At 64.0% G+C, this 20274-nt stretch carries 20 protein-coding genes; 12 read left to right on the plus strand and 8 right to left on the minus strand.

Annotated elements, in window-relative coordinates:
- The first annotated feature begins 51 nt into the window (after positions 1-51).
- Together ACFO3E_RS05015 and ACFO3E_RS05020 are read left to right on the plus strand one after the other, a co-directional pair.
- Positions 52-981 (plus strand): FecR family protein, encoded by a 930-nt coding sequence (locus ACFO3E_RS05015; protein ID WP_380802880.1) that lies wholly within the window; start codon positions 52-54, stop codon positions 979-981.
- Positions 965-3397 carry a TonB-dependent receptor gene (locus ACFO3E_RS05020; protein WP_066523969.1) on the plus strand — a complete coding sequence of 811 codons (2433 nt, stop codon included), beginning with the start codon at positions 965-967 and terminating at the stop codon, positions 3395-3397. Before ACFO3E_RS05015 ends, ACFO3E_RS05020 begins: the two co-directional genes overlap by 17 nt.
- A gap of 284 nt (positions 3398-3681) precedes the next feature.
- Here ACFO3E_RS05020 and ACFO3E_RS05025 read toward each other — a convergent pair whose 3' ends face one another.
- From ACFO3E_RS05025 to gatC, 4 genes are all read right to left on the minus strand, one after another.
- On the minus strand, positions 3682-4557 hold the full coding sequence (locus tag ACFO3E_RS05025; protein ID WP_066523971.1) for a hypothetical protein: 876 nt from the start codon (positions 4555-4557) through the stop codon (positions 3682-3684).
- A gap of 74 nt (positions 4558-4631) precedes the next feature.
- Complete coding sequence (gene gatB / locus ACFO3E_RS05030; RefSeq protein WP_380802882.1) at positions 4632-6134, minus strand: Asp-tRNA(Asn)/Glu-tRNA(Gln) amidotransferase subunit GatB; 1503 nt, start codon at positions 6132-6134, stop codon at positions 4632-4634.
- 98 nt (positions 6135-6232) lie between these two features.
- A complete protein-coding gene (gatA, locus tag ACFO3E_RS05035) occupies positions 6233-7717 on the minus strand; it encodes an Asp-tRNA(Asn)/Glu-tRNA(Gln) amidotransferase subunit GatA (RefSeq protein ID WP_066523975.1) in 1485 nt (494 codons plus the stop codon).
- Positions 7717-8004 (minus strand): Asp-tRNA(Asn)/Glu-tRNA(Gln) amidotransferase subunit GatC, encoded by a 288-nt coding sequence (gatC, locus tag ACFO3E_RS05040; RefSeq protein WP_066523977.1) that lies wholly within the window; start codon positions 8002-8004, stop codon positions 7717-7719. The genes gatA and gatC overlap by 1 nt, the downstream gene beginning before the upstream one ends.
- Positions 8005-8130: 126 nt before the next feature.
- Here gatC and ACFO3E_RS05045 point away from each other — a divergent pair, with 126 nt between their 5' ends.
- A complete protein-coding gene (locus tag ACFO3E_RS05045) occupies positions 8131-9249 on the plus strand; it encodes a DUF3089 domain-containing protein (RefSeq protein WP_066528503.1) in 1119 nt (372 codons plus the stop codon).
- A complete protein-coding gene (gene ruvX, locus ACFO3E_RS05050) occupies positions 9246-9719 on the plus strand; it encodes a Holliday junction resolvase RuvX (RefSeq protein ID WP_066523978.1) in 474 nt (157 codons plus the stop codon). The genes ACFO3E_RS05045 and ruvX overlap by 4 nt, the downstream gene beginning before the upstream one ends.
- A gap of 18 nt (positions 9720-9737) precedes the next feature.
- Here ruvX and ACFO3E_RS05055 read toward each other — a convergent pair whose 3' ends face one another.
- Positions 9738-10127 (minus strand): MerR family transcriptional regulator, encoded by a 390-nt coding sequence (locus tag ACFO3E_RS05055; protein ID WP_066523980.1) that lies wholly within the window; start codon positions 10125-10127, stop codon positions 9738-9740.
- A gap of 66 nt (positions 10128-10193) precedes the next feature.
- Here ACFO3E_RS05055 and ACFO3E_RS05060 point away from each other — a divergent pair, with 66 nt between their 5' ends.
- The gene (locus ACFO3E_RS05060) at positions 10194-10958 is read left to right on the plus strand and encodes a MauE/DoxX family redox-associated membrane protein (RefSeq protein WP_066523982.1); all 765 of its coding nucleotides are present in this window, start codon (positions 10194-10196) and stop codon (positions 10956-10958) included.
- 48 nt (positions 10959-11006) lie between these two features.
- On the opposite strand, the gene ACFO3E_RS05065 is transcribed toward ACFO3E_RS05060, so the two are convergent.
- The 3 genes from ACFO3E_RS05065 to serB all read right to left on the minus strand — a co-directional run bounded on the left by ACFO3E_RS05065 (position 11007) and on the right by serB (position 13980).
- A complete protein-coding gene (locus tag ACFO3E_RS05065) occupies positions 11007-12626 on the minus strand; it encodes a L,D-transpeptidase scaffold domain-containing protein (RefSeq protein ID WP_082919527.1) in 1620 nt (539 codons plus the stop codon).
- Positions 12569-12832 (minus strand): hypothetical protein, encoded by a 264-nt coding sequence (locus ACFO3E_RS05070; RefSeq protein WP_082919528.1) that lies wholly within the window; start codon positions 12830-12832, stop codon positions 12569-12571. Before ACFO3E_RS05070 ends, ACFO3E_RS05065 begins: the two co-directional genes overlap by 58 nt.
- Before the next feature lie 269 nt (positions 12833-13101).
- A complete protein-coding gene (serB, locus tag ACFO3E_RS05075) occupies positions 13102-13980 on the minus strand; it encodes a phosphoserine phosphatase SerB (RefSeq protein ID WP_380802886.1) in 879 nt (292 codons plus the stop codon).
- On the opposite strand from serB, the gene miaA reads away from it, so the two are divergent.
- The 7 genes from miaA (at position 13979) to ACFO3E_RS05110 (ending at position 20139) form a co-directional block, all read left to right on the plus strand.
- Positions 13979-14953: a tRNA (adenosine(37)-N6)-dimethylallyltransferase MiaA gene (miaA, locus tag ACFO3E_RS05080; RefSeq protein ID WP_380802887.1), complete on the plus strand. Its 975-nt coding sequence runs from the start codon at positions 13979-13981 to the stop codon at positions 14951-14953. The two genes, serB and miaA, sit on opposite strands and share 2 nt — an antisense overlap.
- 101 nt (positions 14954-15054) lie before the next feature.
- Positions 15055-16803 carry an acetolactate synthase 3 large subunit gene (locus ACFO3E_RS05085; RefSeq protein WP_066523986.1) on the plus strand — a complete coding sequence of 583 codons (1749 nt, stop codon included), beginning with the start codon at positions 15055-15057 and terminating at the stop codon, positions 16801-16803.
- Complete coding sequence (locus tag ACFO3E_RS05090) at positions 16800-17150, plus strand: hypothetical protein (RefSeq protein ID WP_066523988.1); 351 nt, start codon at positions 16800-16802, stop codon at positions 17148-17150. The genes ACFO3E_RS05085 and ACFO3E_RS05090 overlap by 4 nt, the downstream gene beginning before the upstream one ends.
- On the plus strand, positions 17150-17665 hold the full coding sequence (gene ilvN, locus ACFO3E_RS05095; protein WP_066523989.1) for an acetolactate synthase small subunit: 516 nt from the start codon (positions 17150-17152) through the stop codon (positions 17663-17665). The genes ACFO3E_RS05090 and ilvN overlap by 1 nt, the downstream gene beginning before the upstream one ends.
- A gap of 189 nt (positions 17666-17854) precedes the next feature.
- The gene (ilvC, locus tag ACFO3E_RS05100; protein WP_066523990.1) at positions 17855-18874 is read left to right on the plus strand and encodes a ketol-acid reductoisomerase; all 1020 of its coding nucleotides are present in this window, start codon (positions 17855-17857) and stop codon (positions 18872-18874) included.
- Between the two features lie 273 nt (positions 18875-19147).
- The gene (locus ACFO3E_RS05105; RefSeq protein ID WP_066523992.1) at positions 19148-19774 is read left to right on the plus strand and encodes a YceI family protein; all 627 of its coding nucleotides are present in this window, start codon (positions 19148-19150) and stop codon (positions 19772-19774) included.
- A gap of 65 nt (positions 19775-19839) precedes the next feature.
- Positions 19840-20139, plus strand: coding sequence for a GIY-YIG nuclease family protein (locus ACFO3E_RS05110; RefSeq protein ID WP_066523993.1), 300 nt, complete (start codon positions 19840-19842; stop codon positions 20137-20139).
- Positions 20140-20274 lie beyond the last annotated feature (135 nt).

The raw sequence follows: 20274 nt of genomic DNA on the forward strand, positions 1-20274 counted from the left end.
GCGCGCGCCGTCTCTCCCGGCATGGGGTCATATATGACAGGGGCCAGCATAATGCTGCACGAGGAAGCGCTCGGATGGGTCATCCGCATGCGCGATCCGGAATTTACAGATTGGGACGCTTTCACCCTCTGGCTGGAAGCAGACCCCGCCCACGCGCCTGCCTATGACGCGCTGCTGGCGGCAGACGCTGACCTACCCGACCTCTTGCCCGCGGATCCCATCTTCGTGGGCGCACCCGCCAATGATCCGGGCGAGCGGCGATGGCGCCCGATGCGCTGGATCGGTGGTGGCGCGCTGGCCGCCGCTTTGGTGGCCGCGCTCTCAATTGGTCTATGGAACCGCACCGACATCTACAGCGTCACCACCCGTCCCGGCGAAACCCGCACCATCGCGCTGAATGACGGTACGCGCATCGACCTTAATGGCGGCACGATCCTCAGGCTCGACCATAATAATAGCCGCTTCGCCGCCCTCGACAGCGGGGAAGCCGCCTTCACCGTGCGGCACGACCCGCGCAACCCGTTCCGCGTGACCGTTGGCGATGCGCTGTTCGAGGATGCGGGCACGATCTTCAACATCGTCCACAGCGGCGGGATGACGCGCATCGACGTATCAGAAGGCAAGGTCATCTATAATCCGCAGACGCAGGCCATCGCCCTCCCCGCAGGCCGCGCACTAACCCAAGACGCCACCGGCCTGCGCGTCATGAACATCGCCCGTCAAGCCGTCGCAAGCTGGCGTCAGGGACAGCTGAGCTACGACAATATGCCCGTGGCCCAGATCAGCGCAGACATTGCGAGGTCGCTCGGCGTTCGGCTGGCGACAACGCCAGGCGCAGGCGCTGCCCGCTTCACCGGCACCATCCGGCTCGATCGCAACGCCCCCCGCTTTTTCGCCACCGCCGCCCCGCTCATGGGCCTTTCCGCCATCCGGCAAGGCGACGGTTGGTTGCTGAAGGAAGGGGATGCCGCGCCACGCTGACGTCCTTTTCGTCACCGCCATAGCCTTAGCGGCCGTATCGCCAGCCAGCGCGGCGGACAGACAGATGATCAGCATCGCCCCCGGACGGCTGGGCGAGGCGGTGATCGCGCTCGGCCACCAAACCGGGGCCAGCATCGGCATTTCAGACCAGTCGCTAACGGCGCTCCCCACGCCAGCGGTGCACGGCCACCTGTCCTCGGAAGCCGCCTTGAAACGATTGCTTCGCGGCACCGGCGCGACCCTCCAACGCATTGACGCCAACAGTTGGCGCGTCATCCGCCGCCTTCCCAAACGCCGTCCCTCTCTCGCCTTCGGTCCACCGCAGCCTCCCCCGGCGGCAACCCCACCCCCGGCGGAAATCATCGTCACCGCCTCAAAGCGCGACCTTCCCCTGCCGCGCTATCCCGGCATGGTCGAGGCCATCGACTATGGCGCGATTACCAGCGGGGAAGCGGCATCAGGCACGGCCAGCCTGCTCAGTCGCGTCGCCAGCCTCAGTTCGACCCATGCGGGACCGGGACGGAACAAGCTGTTCCTCCGCGCCATCGCCGACTCCGCCGTCGCTGGCCCTACTCAGGCGACGACGGGACAATATCTGGGCGACATGCGCCTCAACTATGCCGCGCCCGATCCAGACCTGCGGCTCTACGACATGCAGGGTGTGGAGGTGCTGGAAGGGCCACAGGGCACGCTTTATGGTGCGGGATCGCTGGGCGGCATCATCCGCATGATCCCCAATCCGCCCAATCTGACGCGCTATGGCGGCCTACTATCCGCGGGCTTCAGCGCAACCCAGCATGGCGACCCCGGCGGCGATCTGTCCGCAACCCTCAATCTCCCCATCGTCGCGGAAAGGCTGGCGCTGCGGCTGGTTGGATATGGGGTGCGGGAGGGCGGATATATCGACGACGTCCAGCGCAACCGCGACGACGTAAACCGCACCGACATATATGGCGGCCGCGCCACGCTCCGCTTCGCCCCTACCGAAAACTGGATCATCGACCTCAGCGGAGTGTACCAGCATATCAGCGGGGACGACGCGCAATATGCCGACAAGACGGCTGGCCACCTCGACCGCGCGTCCAGCGTGGCTCAGCCTTATTCGTCCGACTATGCGCTCGCCAATCTGCGGGTGGAGCGGCAGTGGAGCGACCTTCGCTTCATCTCCTCGACCGGCTTTGTCCGGAACATCCTGTCCGAAAGCTATGACGCGACGCAGCCCAACACCCCGGCCAGCCTTTTCCGGCAGCATAATCGCGTAACGATATTCTCGACCGAAAACCGCCTCGTCCGGGATCTCGAAAATGGCCTGGGCTGGATCCTCGGCGTCTCCTATCTCGAAAGCACATCGACGATCAGCCGCTCGCTGACCTCGTTCGGCATGGCGCCCGTGGCAGCGCAGGTCATACCGGGCGTGCCCCTTTACGGCTTCGGTATGCCCGCGACGACCACCGGCGTTCGCAACCGCATCCATGAAGCCACTCTCTTCGGCGAAGCCTCGTTCGAACCGATAGCCGGGCTTGTCGCGACGCTGGGTGGACGCGTCACTAACAGTCGGCTTTCGGGCCAGGCGATCGATCCCATCTCGCTGCTGTCCAGCGCCGAGATCGCCCGCGCCGAAGCTGCCGCGGATCGCAACGAAACCATGTTTCTCCCGTCCCTGTCGCTGCTGAGCGACGCCATCCCCGGCCTTACCCTCTACGCTCGTTTCCAGCAGGGCTTCCGTCCAGGCGGCCTGGCGGTGGACGATCAACATGTGCTGCGCTTCAGCAACGACCGCGCATCAACATTGGAACTTGGCATCCGTAAGGGCCTTGCCGGGCGCGATCCGATCGCGATCAGCGCCAATGTCGCCTATACCGACTGGCGAGACATCCAGGCGGATGTGATCGATCGGATCGGCCTGCCGGCGACGGCGAATATCGGCGACGGACGCATTTATACGCTCGAAGGCCGCATCGCCGTCAGGCCGTTGCCCGGCCTCACCCTGGACGGCAGCATCGTCTATAATGACAGCCGCCTCAGCCGCCCTACCCCCTATGTGAGGGCGCTGGCCATCGCCGATCAGTCGATGACGCTGCCCAATGTCGCCAACCTCGGCGGCAGGCTAGCGATCGACTATCGCAGTGGGATCAGCAACGACATCAGCCTGAATCTGAATGGATCGGCCCGCTATGTCGGCAAGTCGCGCGTGGGCATAGGGCCCATCCTTGGCCGCAACCAGGGCGATTATTTCGATACGGCGGTCACCGCCAGCCTTGCGCGCGGTCCCGTCCAACTCTCGCTTTCCCTCAGCAACATCCTGGACAGCAGCGGCAACCGCTTCTCGCTCGGCACGCCCTTCAACCTGCGCGGCGATTATGTGACGCCGCTCAGGCCAAGAACGCTCCGGGTCGGCATAGACTTCGCCTTTTAAATCTTGAAAGTGGCCGTGGCAGATGCGCCCACTTCTCCGTTCGGTTCGAGCGAAGTCGGGACGCCCCGCGCGGCTTCGCTGGGCAGCAACGCATTTATGTCAGTCATCATGCTCCAAAGAGGACGGCAAACCCCATCCCGCGCCGTCTAGCAGATGAAAAGCTGGCGGGCGCCACCCCACGACCCTCCTGGTCCGCCGGCCCTGCCATGAGGCAGTCCCGCCCCCCGGGACATGCCTTGTGGGCGGGGACGCTGCTTGCTCCTCAGGCGGCGTCCCCCTTGCCCTTAGGGGTGAACGGCAAAGTCGAAAATGCGCGCTGATCCGGTGCCATGGCTCCACATCCCCGGCCCCGCCCCCGCGCTTATCGAGTAGATGAAGCCATATTCGCCCGCCGGGAGATCGGCTGTAGGCGTGACCTTGAACACGCCCGGCGTCACCTGCTCATAGTCGAAGGCGATCCGGTCCTTGTCCATGACGCCGGACTTTGCGCCCGCCAGGTTCATGCTCCCCGTCCGCGTCTCGCGCCGGTCCTTCTTGACGTCGAAGCGGATGAGCGTGAACTCATTGGGTGACGTGATCGCGCTTGCCGGGCCGGATAGCCAGGGTGAAGGCGTGCCGGCCTGGGAAAGGCTGCGGGTCGCTTCATCGAAGTAGAAATAGAATGTCGGCCGCGCCCGCCCGGTTCGGACCCTGGCCGTGACATTCGGGATCACCGCCTTGATGCTGAGTGACGCCAGCCCGCCGGTGAAGGCATAGCCGAGCAGCCCGCCAGTCTTGCTCTGGTTCGACGTCGTCGGGTCGATCCGTACCATGCGCGCGTCGCTCAACAGATACAGGCCCGACGGATGCGGCGTCAGCGGATCAGGGGAATCGGCGGAATAGGCCGCCTTCGCCGAAACCGCTCCTTGTGAACCGGACTCGATCATCGCTGCGATCACCGGCCCCGGCACGCCGCGTTTCTTCAGCGCGATCAGGTCGTCCGTCGTCAGCGCATAATTGCCGGCAGACGCCCTGATCTTCCCGATCACCGCGTCATCGCCAAGACCCGCCTGAACCAGCGCCACGACCATGTCGTTGGTCAGCGTCTCGGCCCGCGCCGTCATCGGCGACAGGCCGGACGCCATCAGCGCCAGCACGGCAATCAGTCTGCCTGCTTTCATGTCCACCCCCCCGTTTGACGGAAGCGCCCCCGCGTCCGCCCGATACCCCAAGGGTTTAGACAGCGGCCTCCGATTTACGCAAGCGCCTTGCGAACCAGTTCGTTCACGACCTGGGGATTGGCCTTGCCCTGCATCGCCTTCATCGTCTGTCCGACGAAGAAGCCGAACAGCGCTTCCTTGCCCGCCTTATACTGATCGACCTTGTCGCCATTATCGGCCAGCACCTTCGCCACCGCCGCTTCGATCGCGCCGGTGTCGCTGGTCTGTTTGAGGCCCTTTTCCTCAACGATCCTGGGTGCCCGCTCGCCGGTCTCCAGCATGATCTCGAAGACCTGCTTGGCAATGGTGCCCGAGATGGTGCCATCGGCGACGAGCGCCAGCAGTTCCGCGCCCTCTTCCGGCCCAACCGGGCTGTCTTCCAAGCTCTTGCCCAGACGATTAAGCGCACCATACAGCTCCGACAGCAGCCAGTTGGCCGACGCCTTGGCGACTTCCCCCTCGCTCTTCTTCTGGATGCGCGCACCTTCCGCAAGCAGCGCCTCAAACCAGCGCGCGGTATCCGCATCCGCGGTCAGCGTCGCTGCGTTATAAGGGGAAAGGCCCAACTGCTCTTCGTAGCGGCGGCGCTTGGCGTCCGGCAGCTCGGGCAGCGACTGGCGGCACTCTTCCAGAAACGCGTCGTCCAGTTCCAGCGGCAGCAGGTCTGGATCCGGGAAGTAGCGATAGTCATGCGCATCTTCCTTCGACCGCATGGACCGGGTCTCATTCTTGTCCGGATCGTAAAGGCGGGTTTCCTGCACCACCTTGCCGCCAGCCTCCAGCACATCGACCTGACGGCTGGCCTCATATTCGACCACCGCCATGACGAAGCGGACCGAGTTCACATTCTTGGTCTCGGTGCGGGTGCCGAACTCATGACCTGGCTTGCGTACGGAGACGTTGACGTCTGCGCGCATAGAACCCTGGTCCATATTGCCGTCGCACGAGCCGACATAGCGCAGGATGGTCCGCAGCTTGGAAAGATAGGCCCCGGCTTCGGCGGGCGAGCGCATGTCCGGCTTCGACACGATTTCCATCAACGCCACGCCAGAACGGTTCAAATCGACATAGGACCGCGTCGGATGCTGATCGTGCATCAGCTTGCCCGCATCCTGCTCGACATGGATACGCTCGATGCCGATCCGCTTCGTTGCGGCGTCGGGATTCTTCTCGTCGAGATTGATCTCGATCGCGCCCTCGCCCACCAACGGGTGGTACAGCTGGCTGATCTGGTAACCCTGAGGCAAGTCCGCGTAGAAATAATTCTTGCGGTCAAAGCGCGACCATTTGTTGATCTTGGCGTCGATCGCCATGCCGGTGCGTACCGCCTGGCGGATGCACTCGCGGTTGGGCACGGGCAACATGCCTGGCATCGCCGCATCGACCAGCGACACCTGAGTGTTCGGTTCCGCACCGAAAGCCGTCGCCGCGCCGGAAAAGAGCTTCGCCTGGCTCGTTACCTGCGCATGGACTTCCAGGCCGATCACGACCTCCCACTCGCCGGTTGCGCCCAGAATGCGATATGCTGTCTCGGTCATCTTCTACACCGTCATCCCAGCGAAAGCTGGGATCTCTCTTTTCTAATGTCACAACATAGGCACTGAGATGCCAGCTTCCGCTGGCATGACGACACCTGTTACCACCACTTCTCCGGCCGCGCCGTGAATCCGGCGCGCTCCTCGATCGCAAGCCCCGCGTTCAGCACGGTCTGCTCGTCCAGCGCCTTGCCGATAATCTGCAATCCCAGCGGCAAACCTTGCGCATCCAGCCCACCCGGCACCGCCATGGCGGGCAGACCCGCCAGCGAAGCCGGAACCGTGAAGACGTCGTTCAGATACATGGCCAGCGGATCGGCCTGCTTCTCGCCCAGCGCAAAGGAAGCGCTCGGTGCAGTCGGCGTCAGCAGCAGGTCGCAATTCTCGAAAGCCTGCTCGAAGTCGCGCGCGATCAGTGCCCGAACCTTCTGCGCCTGCGTATAATAGGCGTCATAGAAGCCCGCCGACAGCACATATGTGCCGATCATGATGCGGCGCTTGACCTCCGGCCCGAAACCGGCGGCGCGGGTCGCGGCATACATGTCTTGCAAGCCCGCCCCATCGGGCAGGTCGCGTTGGCCGTACCGCACACCGTCATAGCGGGCGAGGTTCGAGGAAGCCTCGGCAGGCGCGATGATATAATAGGTCGGCAGCGCATATTTGGTGTGCGGCAGCGACACCTCCACCACCTCGGCGCCCGCATCCCTCAGCCATTCGATCCCGCGATCCCACATCGCGGAGATTTCCGCATTCAGGCCATCGGGGCGATATTCCTTAGGAATGCCGACCTTCTTGCCGCGCAGGTCGCTGGAAAGCCCTGCCTCCCACTGCGGCACCGCCAGATCGAGCGAGGTCGAATCCTTGGGATCAAAGCCCGCCATCGTCTCCAGCAGGATCGCATTGTCCCGCACCGTCCGCGCCATCGGCCCTGCCTGATCGAGCGACGAGGCAAAGGCGACGATACCCCAGCGCGAGCAGCGGCCATAGGTCGGTTTGATACCCGAAATCCCGGTAAAGGCCGCAGGCTGGCGGATCGAGCCACCCGTATCGGTCCCGGTCGCCGCCGGACACAGCCGCGCCGAAATCGCCGCGGAAGACCCACCCGAAGACCCACCCGGCGCCAGCGCGGCATTATCGCCACCGCCGCGCCGCCATGGCGAGATCACATTGCCAAAATAGCTCGTCTCGTTGGACGACCCCATGGCGAACTGGTCGAGGTTGAGCTTGCCCAGCATCCCCGCGCCCGCATCCCACAGCTTCTTCGATACCGTGGACTCATAGGTCGGCGTGAACCCCTCCAGCATGTGGCTGGCGGCGGTCGTCTGCACGCCTTCGGTGCAGAACAGGTCCTTCATGCCGATCGGCACGCCCGAAAGCGGCTTCAGAACCTCGCCCGCAGCCTTGGCCTTATCGGCGGCATCGGCGGCATCCAGCGCCTTCTCCGGCGTTTCGACAATAAAGGCGTTCAGCGCCTTGGCGGCAGCGACATTGGCGTTGAACGCCTGCGCCGCTTCGCGCGCCGAAAAGTCGCCCGCGCGAAAGCCGTCACGGATTTCCGCGACCGTCAGATCAGTCAGATTGCTCATTATTCGATCACCTTGGGGACCGCGAAAAAGCCATGTTCGGCCTGCGGCGCATTGGCCAGCACCCGGTCGCGGACATCGCCATCGGTCACGGCGTCCTCACGCAGGCGCAGCTTGTTGGGGATGACGGCGGTCATCGGCTCAACGCCGGTCACATCCACCTCGCCCAATTGCTCCACCCAGCCAAGGATGTTGTTGAGTTCCGGCACCATCGCTTCGGCTTCGGCGTCGGTCACCGAAATACGCGAAAGGCTGGCGATCTTCTTTACGGTCTGCAGGTCTATCGACATGGGCCGCCGCTACCACCCGCTCACGCCCGCTTCAAGTCCGCACTTGCGCACTACCAGCACCTGCGCCAGACAAGCGCCGCCAGAGGCGCGGGTCGGGGCCCCGCCGAAGTGACGGAGAGCAAAGCCTTGGCCCGCAAGTTCCTTTATGTCGTCGCCAGCCTGATCGTGCTGGTGATCGCGGCGTTGCTGGTTTACCGAATCTGGGGCATGCAGCTGATCCGCGCCGTCATGGTGCCGCGCGAAGCCTTCGCCCCGCTCTCCCCACTGCCCCCCAACGCCTATGATGATCCCAAGATGTGGATCGCCCGTCCCGACATCACGACAGGCAATCCCGCGCTCTGGAAACCCGCAGGCGTGAAGGACCAGCCCACCGCGCAGAAGGCCGCTATCTTCTTCATTCACCCCACCTCCTACATCACCACGCTCGGCGACGCGCATTGGAACATGCGCCTGGATGACAAGGATTCGCTCGCGACTGCCCGCCGCTTCGTGCAGGGGCAGGCAAGCGCCTTCAATGCCGTGGGCGACGTCTGGGTCCCTCGCTACCGCCAGGCGAACTACGGTGCCTTCCTCACCGACAAGCCCGCAGGCGATCAGGCCCTCTCCGCCGCCTATCACGACGTAGTCCAGGCGTTCGCCGCTTTCCTGAACGCCAATCCCACCGGTCCGCTGATCCTCGCCGGGCACAGCCAGGGCTCGCGCCACCTCCTCCAGCTCCTGCGTGAACAGGTAGCCGGCAAGCCCGTCGCATCCCGCGTCGCTGCCGTCTATGCCGTGGGTTGGCCCGTTTCGGTCGAAGCCGATCTCCCCGCGCTCGGCCTACCCGCCTGCGCGCGCCGCGATCAGGCGCACTGTATTGTCAGCTGGCAAAGCTATGCCGAGCCCGCCGATCCATCACCCGTCGTCCAGACGTTCGAACGCCGCAACGGCTACACCGGCAAGCCGCGCAAGGGCACGCACATGCTCTGCACCAACCCGATCACCGGCGCCTTCAACGGAGCCGCCCCAGCAAGCGCCAATCGCGGCACACTCGATAGTCGCGACGAAGCCAAGCCGCCGCGTCTCCTTAAGGGCGTCGTCCCCGCCCGCTGCGACACCAGCGGCGTGCTGATGATCGGCGAGCCGGTGGACATGGGCCCCTTCACCCTTCCGGGCAACAACTACCATGTCTATGATTACAGTCTTTTCTGGGGGGATGTTCGCGAAGACGCCCGCCAACGCCTCGCGGCGTTCCTGACGAAATGACCACCCTCCTCACTGCCGACCGCGCCGCCTTCCGCGAAGCCCTTCCGCAAGGCGGCCGCCTGCTCGGCATGGACGTAGGCACAAAGACGATCGGCCTTGCCCTGTGCGACGCGGGCTGGTCCATTGCGAGCCCGGCCCACACCGTCTCGCGCGGCAAGTTCAGCAAGGACAAGATCGCCCTTGCCGCCTTCATGGAGCAGCAGCAGGTGAAGGGCGTCGTGATCGGCCTACCCCTGAACCTCGACGGCAGCGAAAGCCCCCGCAGCCAGGCGAGCCGCGCTTTCGCCCGCAACATTGCCGACTTGGGGCTCCCCATTTTCCTCTGGGACGAACGCTGGTCCACCCAGGCGGTCACCCGCACCCTGCTCGAAGCCGACGCCAGCCGCGCCCGCCGCGAAGAGCTGGTGGACAAACTCGCCGCCAGCTATATTCTCCAGGGCGCGATCGATGGCCTGATGGCCGGATTTTGACGACACGGGGTCAGGCACTCATCCCTCAAACGCCGAAATAATCGGACAAGGCCCCTCCTCCGACGCATGACAAGCGCTCGCCAACCGCCGCAGCGCATCCCGCGCCGCCTGCAACTCCGCGATCTTCGAATCCAGCGCCGCCAGCCGCTCCGCCGCCAACTCCCGCGCTCTCGCCCGGTCTTCCCCGGCATCCAGCCGCAGCAACTCACCAATCTGCTCCAGCGTGAAACCTGCCCCCTGCGCCGATCGGATAAAGCGCAACCGCCGCACATCGTCCTCGCCATACCGCCGCACGCCGCCGCTGCCCCCACGCTCCGGCGTCCCGAGCAATCCCTTGCGCTGATAAAAGCGCACCGTTTCGACGCCCACGCCGCCAGCGCGCGCCAGACCAGAAATCGTCATCGCCATACTTGACTCCGGACCATGGTACGGAACCCATATAGGCGGCATCGGATCACGAACAAAGGCCATGCCATGACTTCATCAGCCGCCCTCGTCAGCACCCCGACGCGCACCGCGCAACTCCACCGCATGGTGATGCCGGGCCATGTCTGCCCCTATGGCCTCAAGGCGCGCTGGCTGCTCCAGCGAAAGGGATATGTGGTTGAGGATCATTGGCTCACCACCCGCGAGCAGGTCGATGCGTTCAAAGCTGCTCATGACGTCAAAACGACGCCACAGATCTTCATCGGCGGCGAACGGATCGGCGGCCATGATGACCTGCGCCGCCATCTCGGCCTGAAAGTCGCCGACCCAAAAGCTACGACTTATACCCCGGTCCTGGCCGTTTTCGCCGTGGCCGCGCTGCTTGGCCTGGCGCTCACCTGGCTGACCGGGATGCCGCTCGCCAGCATCATGACCGTCGAACATTTCATCGCCATCAGCATGATGCTGCTCGCCATGCTGAAGCTGCAGGATGTGGACCGCTTCGCCACCATGTTCCTGAACTACGACCTGCTTGCCCGGCGCTTCGTCCCTTATGGCCGCATCTACCCTTTCCTTGAGCTCGGCGCGGGCGTGCTGATGCTGACGGGGCTTCTCAACTGGCTCTCCATCCCCGTCGCCCTATTCATCGGCGGCATCGGCGCCGCCTCGGTGTTCAAGGCCGTCTATATCGACAAGCGCGAACTCAAATGCGCCTGCGTCGGCGGCAGCAGCAATGTGCCGCTGGGGTTCGTGTCCCTGACGGAGAATATCATGATGATGGCGATGGCATTGTGGATGCTGGCAGGGCGCTAGACCGCCACTCAATGGAGCGGGCTATATCACTGCCCCCCATGCAGCAGATCAAACCCCATCCCGCCCGTAAACATCAGGCAGGAACTGCACCCCCTGCCCGATCGGCACCGCAGTCAAATAGGTGAGGTAAACCGGCACCGGCTGGGGCAGCGGAACATGCTGCTCGGGTTCGCCGCTCTCCGCCACCAACGGCTTGCCGAAGAACCAGCGGCCCAGCCTTTGCGCATCCTCCAACCGGACGCATCCATTGCTGAAATGCCGCGCCGGTTTGGCAAGCAGATCGCGCGAAGGCGTATCGTGCAGGTAGATGCCCAGATCATTGGGGAACATGAACTTCACCTTCCCCATGGCATTGGCGCCGCCCGGCAACTGACGCACGCGCAACTGCTGCCGCCCGTCCGCCACCGCCTGCCAATCGATCTCGGTCTCGTCCAACCGCCGGGCATTGGCGCCCCAGTCAGACAACGCCTCATAGTTGAGCTGGCTCAGAGACGCGCCGTTCAGGATGCGCTGGGACAGCTTCCGCTGCACCAGGTCGGACGGCACGTTCCAATAAGGATTGAGCGTGGCGTAACGGATCATGCCCGCCATCAACGGCGTCTGGCTTTCCGGTGCGCCAGCGACGACCTTCATCGTCCCGTCCTGCCGCCCATTGCTAAAGTACCAAAGCCGGGCCGACGCCGCATCCACCACCACATGCCGCACCCATGGCCCCGGCAACAATCGCGCCCTATCCAGGTTGAGCGCCAGCATCCGGTCGTACCAGCCAGAGGGCCGATTGAGCGCCTCGACCGTCTGCGCGCCCGCAACGCCATCCGCCTTCAGGCCATGATCGGCCTGAAACGCTCGCACCTTGGCGGCGAGCGCCTTGTCGTAGCTGCCCCCCTCCGCAAGGCCCAGCCGACGGCGCAGCAAGACGGCCGCCTGCCCCTTCACCCCCGGCCGCAGCTTCGCGCCTGCAGAGACCATGACGTCAGGCAGGTTCCCCCAACGCTCGGCGAACCCCTGCCGCGCTGTGCGCAGCTGCATATAAAATGGGTTCATCCAACCGGCTTGACGCACATAGTCGGTAAAGGAAGCCGCGACAGCGGCGGCACGCAATATCTCCGCGGGGTCATCGTCGCGCGGCTGCACCTCTGGATCGAGATAGCGCATCTTCACGCGTTTCGATGGACGCCGCATGTCGCGCACGATCGCAGAGAAGGATTTGGAAAGCGCCAGGTCGGCCCGCGCCAGCAGCTTGGGATCGCCGCCTCCGGAATTCGCCTCCTCGACCACCCGCTCGAGGTCGCGCAGGTCATAATCCTTGGGATCAAGCCCATCGGCACGCGCGGTGCGGATCAGGTCCAGCAAGGCATCGGCCTGGCCGCCGACCCTGCTCCCATCCACCCATAGTGGCCAATAGCCGCGCGGCGCGTAGAAATCGCGCAGCTTGCCGCCCACCGATGCGCGAATTTCCGCACCAATACTGGATCGCACACCCTCTTGACCCGCCGCAGGCTGGGCAAGCGCGGATGACTCAATCAAGGCGACCGCCAACAGCGCGGCGATCATCGGCGCGCAAATTTGGCGGGCGCGGCGAACATGCCGCGCCCTAAAAGCCATATCGGTCAGCCGCGTTCTCCGCGTCTGGACGGCGGCGGCGGCGGCGGTGGCGGCGGCGGACATGGCGGCCCCATCACCTCATGATACATGCCGTCCGGCGAGTAATAGCCATCGATGATGCCATCGCCGTTGCGATCCGCCGCGACAGTGCCGGCAATCGCACCGGGGCCGACTGGCGGCGCGGGCGCGATAGGTTCATCTCTCGTCGTCGAGCAAGCGCTTAATCCAAGCGCAGCTCCGCCAAGAAGAGCCAAAAGCCTGATGTTCATATCCTCTCCCTTGGCGCAACGAGGACCGTGCGCCGGTTTTAGGTGGGCACTGCGGAATGCAGCGGAGGTGTAACGACCCACGTGGCCTTTCGAACCCATTACCGGAGCGCAATGACGGTGAGATGTGCCTAATGCACGATTAACCGTGCACGACCATTTGAGGGCGATATCGCAAAAACGCGTTCGCTTCTCCCACCTCCGTTCAGGATGAGCGTGCCGAAGCCCACGCTCCATAGTCAGCTTACTCGCCCGCCAGCGGAACTAAGGCGTCAGCCCTCAACCCAATCCGCCGACGCAATGCCCTGCGCATAGAGCAGCACGGACAGATCCCCATGCACGATCTCCGCGGCCGCAGCCTCCCGCGTCTTGGGCTTGGCGTGATAGGCGACGCCCAATCCCGCACCTTGGATCATCGGTATATCATTGGCCCCGTCGCCCACCGCCAGCGTCAAAGCCCGGTCGATGCCGCCTTCGATCGCCGTCTCCAGTTCCGCGCGCTTGCGCGAGGCATCCACAATCGGCAGCGTCACAGTTCCCACCAACGCGCCGTCTGCAATTTCCAGTACATTGGCGACAGCGCGATCGAAGCCAATCTCCTCCGCGACAGGCCCAGTGAAACGCGTAAATCCGCCCGACACCAGCAGCGTCTCCGCGCCGCGCGCCTTCATCGTGCGCACCAGCGCCCGCGCGCCGGGCATGATCTTCACGCGCTCGGTCCGGCACTGGTCGATGGCCTCGTCCGCCAGCCCCTTCAGCAGCGCCACCCGCTCATGCAGCGCGCCCGCAAAGTCCAGTTCGCCGCGCATCGCCCGCTCCGTGATGTCGGCGATCTGCGGCTTGATCCCTGCATAATCGGCCAGCTCGTCGATGCACTCGACCGTGATCATCGTGGAATCCATGTCCGCGATCAGCAGCTTCTTCTCGCGACCGGCGGCTGGCTGGACGATTACGTCCACCTTGTCGCCAATGTCCGTCAACGCAGCGCGCGCCGTCACCGGATCGCTGCCAAAGAAGATGTCGGCCGCCTTGCCCTCGTCGATCCAATTGCTATCGACCGGCGCGCAGCCAGCGGTCGCCAGCCGCGCAACGGCTTCCTCAATATCCCCCTGACTCAAGGCCGCACTTGCCACTAAGGTCGCGACGAACATGGACACTCCTGAAACATCTTGGCCTGAAACAAACCGGCCCGAAACGAACAAGGGCGAATCCCGCCCGCGCGTCGCGCTTATTGCCGGGCCGACCGCCAGCGGCAAGAGCGCGCTGGCGGTTCGCTTGGCGCAGGCCGCGAACGGCGTCGTCATCAACGCCGACGCCAGCCAGGTCTATGCCGACCTCCAGGTCCTTTCGGCTCGCCCCAGTGCACAGGAAATGACGCAGGCCCCTCATCGCCTCTTCGGCCATATCGACGGAGGGGAGGCTTGCACCGCCGCGCGTTGGGCCGCCGAAGCCCGGTTGGAGATCGACAGCGCGCATCAGGAAGGCCGTCTCCCCATCCTCGTCGGCGGCACCGGCCTCTATCTCCGTACGCTGCTCGATGGCATCGCTCCGGTCCCTGACATCGACCCCGGCATCCGCGCCGCCGTTCGCGCGCTGCCGGTGGCCGAAGCCCACGCCGCGCTGTCCCGCGAGGACCCCGATGCTGCCGCCCGTCTCGCCCCCGCCGACACGACCCGCGTCGCCCGCGCCCTTGAAGTCGTCCGCTCCACCGGCAAGCCGCTCTCCTATTGGCAGCAGCACAAGAGCGGCGGCATCGCCGATCGCATCCACCTCTCCCCCCTCATCCTCCTCCCCCCGCGCGACTGGCTCATCGCCCGCTGCGACCTGCGTTTCGAGCAGATGGTGGAGGGCGGAGCGGTGAAGGAAGTTGAAGCCCTTCTGGCCCGCAATCTCTCCCCCTCCCTCCCCGTCATGCGCGCCATCGGCGTCCCCGAAATCGTCGGGTGGCTGCGGGGCGACATGGATCGCGAGACCATGCTGGAACGCGGCCGCATCGCCACCCGCCAATATGCCAAGCGCCAATATACGTGGTTTTCCCGCCAGCCGCCGGACAGCTGGGCGCGTGAAGGACGCTCCATTGATGACAAGATTGCCGCCGAACTGATAATAAAATTACGCCGATAGGTGTTGACTAGCCATTTTATGTCTAATAGAGGCACCCGCCTTGCCATCTCTCCGCTTCCGGGGCAGAGGGCGCAACCTGCATCCAGTGGAAGGATTTCATCGTGGCCGAAAAGAGCGGCGCGGACATTTTGGTTGAATGCCTGATCGATCTGGGCGTCGAAGTCGTGTTCGGTTATCCGGGCGGCGCGGTGCTGCCCATCTATGACGCGCTTTTCAACCATCCGAAGATCCGCCACGTCCTCGTCCGCCACGAACAGGGCGCTACCCATATGGCGGAAGGCTATGCCCGCTCGACCGGCAAGCCGGGCGTCGTCCTCGTGACCTCCGGCCCCGGCGCGACCAATGCCGTCACCGGCATCACCGACGCGCTGATGGATTCCATCCCCATGGTCGTCATCACCGGCCAGGTCCCGACGCAGCTGATCGGCACCGACGCGTTCCAGGAAGCGGACACGGTCGGCATCACGCGCCACTGCTCGAAGCACAATTATCTGGTCAAGGACCCAGCGAAGCTCGCTAGCGTGGTCCATGAGGCGTTCCATATCGCCACCACCGGCCGTCCCGGTCCGGTCGTTGTCGATATCCCCAAGAACGTCCAGATCGCGACTGCGGCCTATGCCCGGCCGCTCGGCTTTGAACATGCCAGCTACAAGCCGCAAACCAAGGCCGACGCCTCCGCGATCGCGACCGCCGTCGAAATGCTGGCGGCTGCCGAACGCCCGATCTTCTATACCGGCGGCGGCGTAATCAACTCCGGCCACAAGGCATCGCTGCTCTTGCGCGAACTGGCGGAACTGACCGGCGCGCCCGTCACCTCGACCCTCATGGGCCTCGGCGCATTCCCCGCCTCCTCGCCGCAATGGCTGGGGATGCTGGGCATGCACGGCACCTATGAAGCCAATTGGGCGATGAACAAGGCGGACCTCATCATCTGCGTCGGCGCCCGCTTCGACGACCGCGTCACCGGCCGCCTCGATGCCTTCGCGCCGAACAGCAAGAAGGTCCACATCGACATCGACCGCAGTTCGATCAACAAGACGGTCGAGGTCGATCTCCCCATCGTCGCGGACGTCGGCAACGCGCTGACCGACATGATCACCGCCTGGAAAACGCACGGCCACAAGCCCGCGGACCTCTCGGAATGGTGGGCCCGGATCGAAGGCTGGCGCGCCCGCAACAGCCTCGCCTATCCGGAAAGCCGCGAGGAGATCATGCCGCAGGAGGCGATTGCGCAGCTTTACAAGGCGTCGCGCACGGCAAAGGACGTCATCATCACCACCGAAGTCGGCCAGCACCAGATGTGGGCGGCCCAGCATTTCGGCTTTGACGAGCCCAACAAATGGCTGACCTCCGGCGGCCTCGGCACCATGGGCTATGGCTTCCCTGCCGCCATCGGCGCGCAGGTCGGCAATCCCGACAGCCTGGTCGTCTGCGTCGCGGGCGATGCCTCGATCCAGATGAACATCCAGGAAATGGGCACCGCGAGCCAGTATCGCCTGCCGGTCAAGATATTCATCCTCAACAATGAATATATGGGCATGGTCCGCCAGTGGCAGGAACTGACCTATGAAAGCCGCTATTCGAACAGCTATTCGGACAGCCTGCCCGACTTCGTGAAGCTGGCCGAAGCCTATGGCTGGACCGGCATTCGCATCGAAGGACCGCAGGAACTGGAGGCGGGCATCCGCCAGATGATCGACACGCCCGGCCCGGTGATCGTCGATTGCCGCGTGGCGAAGCTGTCCAACTGCTTCCCGATGATCCCGTCGGGCGCGGCGCATACCGACATGCTGCTCGATCCCAACCAGATCGCAGGCATCATGTCGGATGAGGCGAAGGCTTTGGTGTGACGCAACATCTGAAGCTCCGCGTCCATGTGAGCGAACCCTTCGACTTCGAACGGATCAGCGGCACGGCCGAGCTGAAAGGCTGGACCGTGGATCATGCCGATCCAGAAAATGAAGCATGGGAAGTGCATCTGGATGAAGGCTTCGATTTCCATGATCGCCATATCGGCCGCCTGCTGGTCAGCCCGCGCTATGTGGGCGAGCATCTGGCCCGCATGTTCGACGCGATCGCGGGCTTCCCTGTCCGCCTCGCGCATCGGGACGACGGCAGCTGGCACTATGCCTTCACCGGGATGATCTCCCAGCGCCATGAGCGCGAAAAAGAACCGGATAACGGAACGAGCATCTGATGCACATTCAGGAAGAATATAGCGAACGGCACGTCCTGTCGCTCACGGTCACCAACGAAGCGGGCATCCTCGCACGCATCGCGGGCCTGTTCACCGCGCGCGGCTATAATATCGACAGCCTGACCGTGGCGGACATCACGCCCGATCACGCGATCAGCCGCATCACCATCGTCACCAATGGCCCGCCCAAGGTGATCGACCAGATCATCGCCCAGCTCGACCGCTTGGTGCCGGTGCACAAGGTCACGGACCTCACCGCCAACGGCCCCTTCGTCGAGCGCGAACTGGCGCTGGTGAAGGTGTCGGGCACCGGCGAAGACCGGATCGAGGCGCTGCGCCTCGCCGACGTCTTCCGCGCCAAGGTGGTGGACACGACGATCGAAAGCTTCATCTTTGAGATCACCGGCACGACCGACAAGATCGACAATTTCGTCGGCCTGATGCGCCAGATCGGCTTGGTCGAAGTCGGCCGCACCGGCGTAGTCGGCCTGATCCGCGGCAAGGAGCCGAACTGACTTAGACCCCTCTCCCGCCTGCGGGAGAGGGAGGGGCCCGCCGCGCAGCGGTGGGAGGGTGAGGGCCAGCCCAGCGCGGCCCCGCTCGGTGGTTCCCCCTCACCAACTTCGACTAGGACCATTCGGCCCAAGTCTTCGTATCCTCTCCCTCCAGGGAGAGGGTCAGGATATGAAAAAGGAAGAACGGACATGAAGGTTTACTACGATCGCGACGCCGACATCGGCCTCATCAAGGGCAAGAAGGTCGCCATCCTCGGCTATGGCAGCCAGGGTCACGCCCACGCCCAGAACCTGCGCGACAGCGGCGTTGCCGAAGTCGCCATCGCTCTCCGCCCCGGTTCGGCCTCGGCCAAGAAGGCCGAAGGCGCAGGCTTCAAGGTTCTGCCCAACGCCGAAGCGGCTGCGTGGGCCGACGTCCTCATGATCCTCGCCCCCGACGAGCATCAGGCCGCCATCTATGCCGACGACATCCATGCCAATCTGAAGCCCGGCGCGGCGCTCGCCTTCGCCCACGGCCTCAACGTCCATTTCGGCCTGATCGAACCCCGCAAGGACGTGGACGTCATCATGATCGCGCCCAAGGGTCCCGGCCACACCGTCCGCAGCGAATATCAGCGTGGCGGCGGCGTGCCCTGCCTGATCGCCATCGCGCAGGATGCGACCGGCAACGCCCATGACATCGCCCTGTCCTACGCTTCGGGCGTCGGCGGCGGCCGCTCGGGCATCATCGAAACCAACTTCCGTGAAGAATGCGAAACCGACCTGTTCGGCGAGCAGGCCGTGCTTTGCGGCGGCGCGACTGCGCTGGTCCAGGCTGGCTTCGAAACGCTCGTGGAAGCTGGCTACGCGCCGGAAATGGCCTATTTCGAATGCCTCCACGAACTGAAGCTGATCGTCGACCTGATGTATGAAGGCGGCATCGCCAACATGCGCTACTCGATCTCGAACACCGCCGAATATGGCGACATCAAGACCGGCCCGCGCATCATCACCGAAGAAACGAAGAAGGAAATGAAGCGCGTCCTGGCCGACATCCAGTCGGGCCGCTTCGTGAAGGACTTCGTGCTCGACAACCGCGCTGGCCAGCCCGAACTGAAGGCCAGCCGCCTGGCCGCCCAGCGTCACCCGATCGAGGAAACCGGCGCAAAGCTGCGCGCCATGATGCCCTGGATCGGCGCGAACAAGTTGGTGGACAAGGAAAAGAACTAAGCCAATCAACCTGGAGCAGATTCCGATCTGATGGCATCGGTTCGGCTGCTCTAGGTTTTTGTTTTACCGCGTTTTCCGAGTCAGCAGGTAATTCTACCTGCTTAGAAAACGCTCTAGCCTCTCCCTTTCAAGGGAGGGGTTGGGGTGGGTGCGAGCGAAGCGAGCTTCCAATATCGCAAGCCGGTAACTCTCTGTTTCCAGTTACACCTCTGGAACAATCAAAGGACGCCGCTATGGTAGCGCGTCCTTTGACTGCTTCTGGAGAACCCATTCATGCGCAAGTTGCTGATTTCCGCCGTCGCTGTCGCCACCCTCACTGGCGGCACCGTCGTGATCGCCCAGCAGATGCCCGCCGCCCCAGGCGCGAAGGACCCCGCCCGCGTCACCGGCGGCACCTATCAGATCGACCCAGGCCACACCCAGGTCGTTTTCGCCTATGATCATATGGGCTTCTCCAACAATCTCGGCATCATTTCCGAATCCACCGGCACGCTGACGCTCGATCCAAAGAATGTGGCCGCCTCGAAAGTCTCCGTCGAAGTCCCGATCAGCAACATCCGGACCGGCGTCGCGAAGCTTGACGAACATTTGATGAAGCCCGAATTCTTCGACTCCGCCAAATTCCCCAAGGCCACCTTCGTTTCGACCGCCGTAAAGGCAGACGGCCCGACAGGCGCCGAAATCACCGGCAATCTCACGATCAAGGGCGTGACCAAGCCGGTGACGCTGGACGCCGAGTTCTACGGCGCGGGCAAGGCTCCGGCGATGGCAGGGGGCAAGGAAAATGTCGGCTTCGTCGCGACCGGCGCCGTGAAACGCAGCGACTTCAAAATGGGCTATGGCGTGCCGATGGTCGGCGATACAATCGAACTGAAGATCGTCGCCGCGTTCCAGAAGTAATCGGCCCTGCCAATGCCGTCACCCCGGGCTTGACCCGGGGTCCCGCTTTTTTAAATACGCCAGTAATGACAAGCGACCAGCAAGGCGGCTGGGTCTATATCATGGCCGATCGCTATCGCGGCACCATGTATGTCGGCGTCACGGCAAACCTTGCGGCACGCATCCATCAGCATCGATTGGGCGAAGGATCTGACTTCTGCACCCGTTACGGACTTGTCCACCTCGTATGGGCGGAGCATGCAGATGACATCGCAAGCTGCATTGAACATGAAAAGCGCCTCAAGCGCTGGCGCCGCCAATGGAAGTTCGACCTGATTGAAAGAGCCAACCCGGATTGGCGGGACATGTTCGATACACTTGCGTGAATGGTAGCGGGACCCCGGATCGAGTCCGGGGTGACGCGACTGTGGTAGGGCGCACTATCCAATTCGTCACCCCGGGCTCGACCCGGGGTCCCGCTTCTTCATCACTCCCCACTCCCTCCCCCAACACACCAAAAC

It is taken from the genome of Sphingobium tyrosinilyticum (genome assembly GCF_042654265.1).
GTDB lineage: Bacteria > Pseudomonadota > Alphaproteobacteria > Sphingomonadales > Sphingomonadaceae > Sphingobium > Sphingobium tyrosinilyticum.

Excerpts from the sequence above, each read along its gene's own strand:
- ACFO3E_RS05015 (WP_380802880.1), top strand. The coding sequence starts at position 52 with ATGCTGCACGAGGAAGCGCTCGGATGGGTCATCCGCATGCGCGATCCG.
- ACFO3E_RS05020 (WP_066523969.1), top strand. The coding sequence starts at position 965 with ATGCCGCGCCACGCTGACGTCCTTTTCGTCACCGCCATAGCCTTAGCG.
- ACFO3E_RS05025 (WP_066523971.1), bottom strand. The coding sequence starts at position 4,557 with ATGAAAGCAGGCAGACTGATTGCCGTGCTGGCGCTGATGGCGTCCGGC.
- gatB (WP_380802882.1), bottom strand. The coding sequence starts at position 6,134 with ATGACCGAGACAGCATATCGCATTCTGGGCGCAACCGGCGAGTGGGAG.
- gatA (WP_066523975.1), bottom strand. The coding sequence starts at position 7,717 with ATGAGCAATCTGACTGATCTGACGGTCGCGGAAATCCGTGACGGCTTT.
- gatC (WP_066523977.1), bottom strand. The coding sequence starts at position 8,004 with ATGTCGATAGACCTGCAGACCGTAAAGAAGATCGCCAGCCTTTCGCGT.
- ruvX (WP_066523978.1), top strand. The coding sequence starts at position 9,246 with ATGACCACCCTCCTCACTGCCGACCGCGCCGCCTTCCGCGAAGCCCTT.
- ACFO3E_RS05055 (WP_066523980.1), bottom strand. The coding sequence starts at position 10,127 with ATGGCGATGACGATTTCTGGTCTGGCGCGCGCTGGCGGCGTGGGCGTC.
- ACFO3E_RS05060 (WP_066523982.1), top strand. The coding sequence starts at position 10,194 with ATGACTTCATCAGCCGCCCTCGTCAGCACCCCGACGCGCACCGCGCAA.
- ACFO3E_RS05065 (WP_082919527.1), bottom strand. The coding sequence starts at position 12,626 with ATGTCCGCCGCCGCCACCGCCGCCGCCGCCGCCGTCCAGACGCGGAGA.
- ACFO3E_RS05070 (WP_082919528.1), bottom strand. The coding sequence starts at position 12,832 with ATGAACATCAGGCTTTTGGCTCTTCTTGGCGGAGCTGCGCTTGGATTA.
- miaA (WP_380802887.1), top strand. The coding sequence starts at position 13,979 with ATGGACACTCCTGAAACATCTTGGCCTGAAACAAACCGGCCCGAAACG.
- serB (WP_380802886.1), bottom strand. The coding sequence starts at position 13,980 with ATGTTCGTCGCGACCTTAGTGGCAAGTGCGGCCTTGAGTCAGGGGGAT.
- ilvN (WP_066523989.1), top strand. The coding sequence starts at position 17,150 with ATGCACATTCAGGAAGAATATAGCGAACGGCACGTCCTGTCGCTCACG.
- ilvC (WP_066523990.1), top strand. The coding sequence starts at position 17,855 with ATGAAGGTTTACTACGATCGCGACGCCGACATCGGCCTCATCAAGGGC.
- ACFO3E_RS05105 (WP_066523992.1), top strand. The coding sequence starts at position 19,148 with ATGCGCAAGTTGCTGATTTCCGCCGTCGCTGTCGCCACCCTCACTGGC.
- ACFO3E_RS05110 (WP_066523993.1), top strand. The coding sequence starts at position 19,840 with ATGACAAGCGACCAGCAAGGCGGCTGGGTCTATATCATGGCCGATCGC.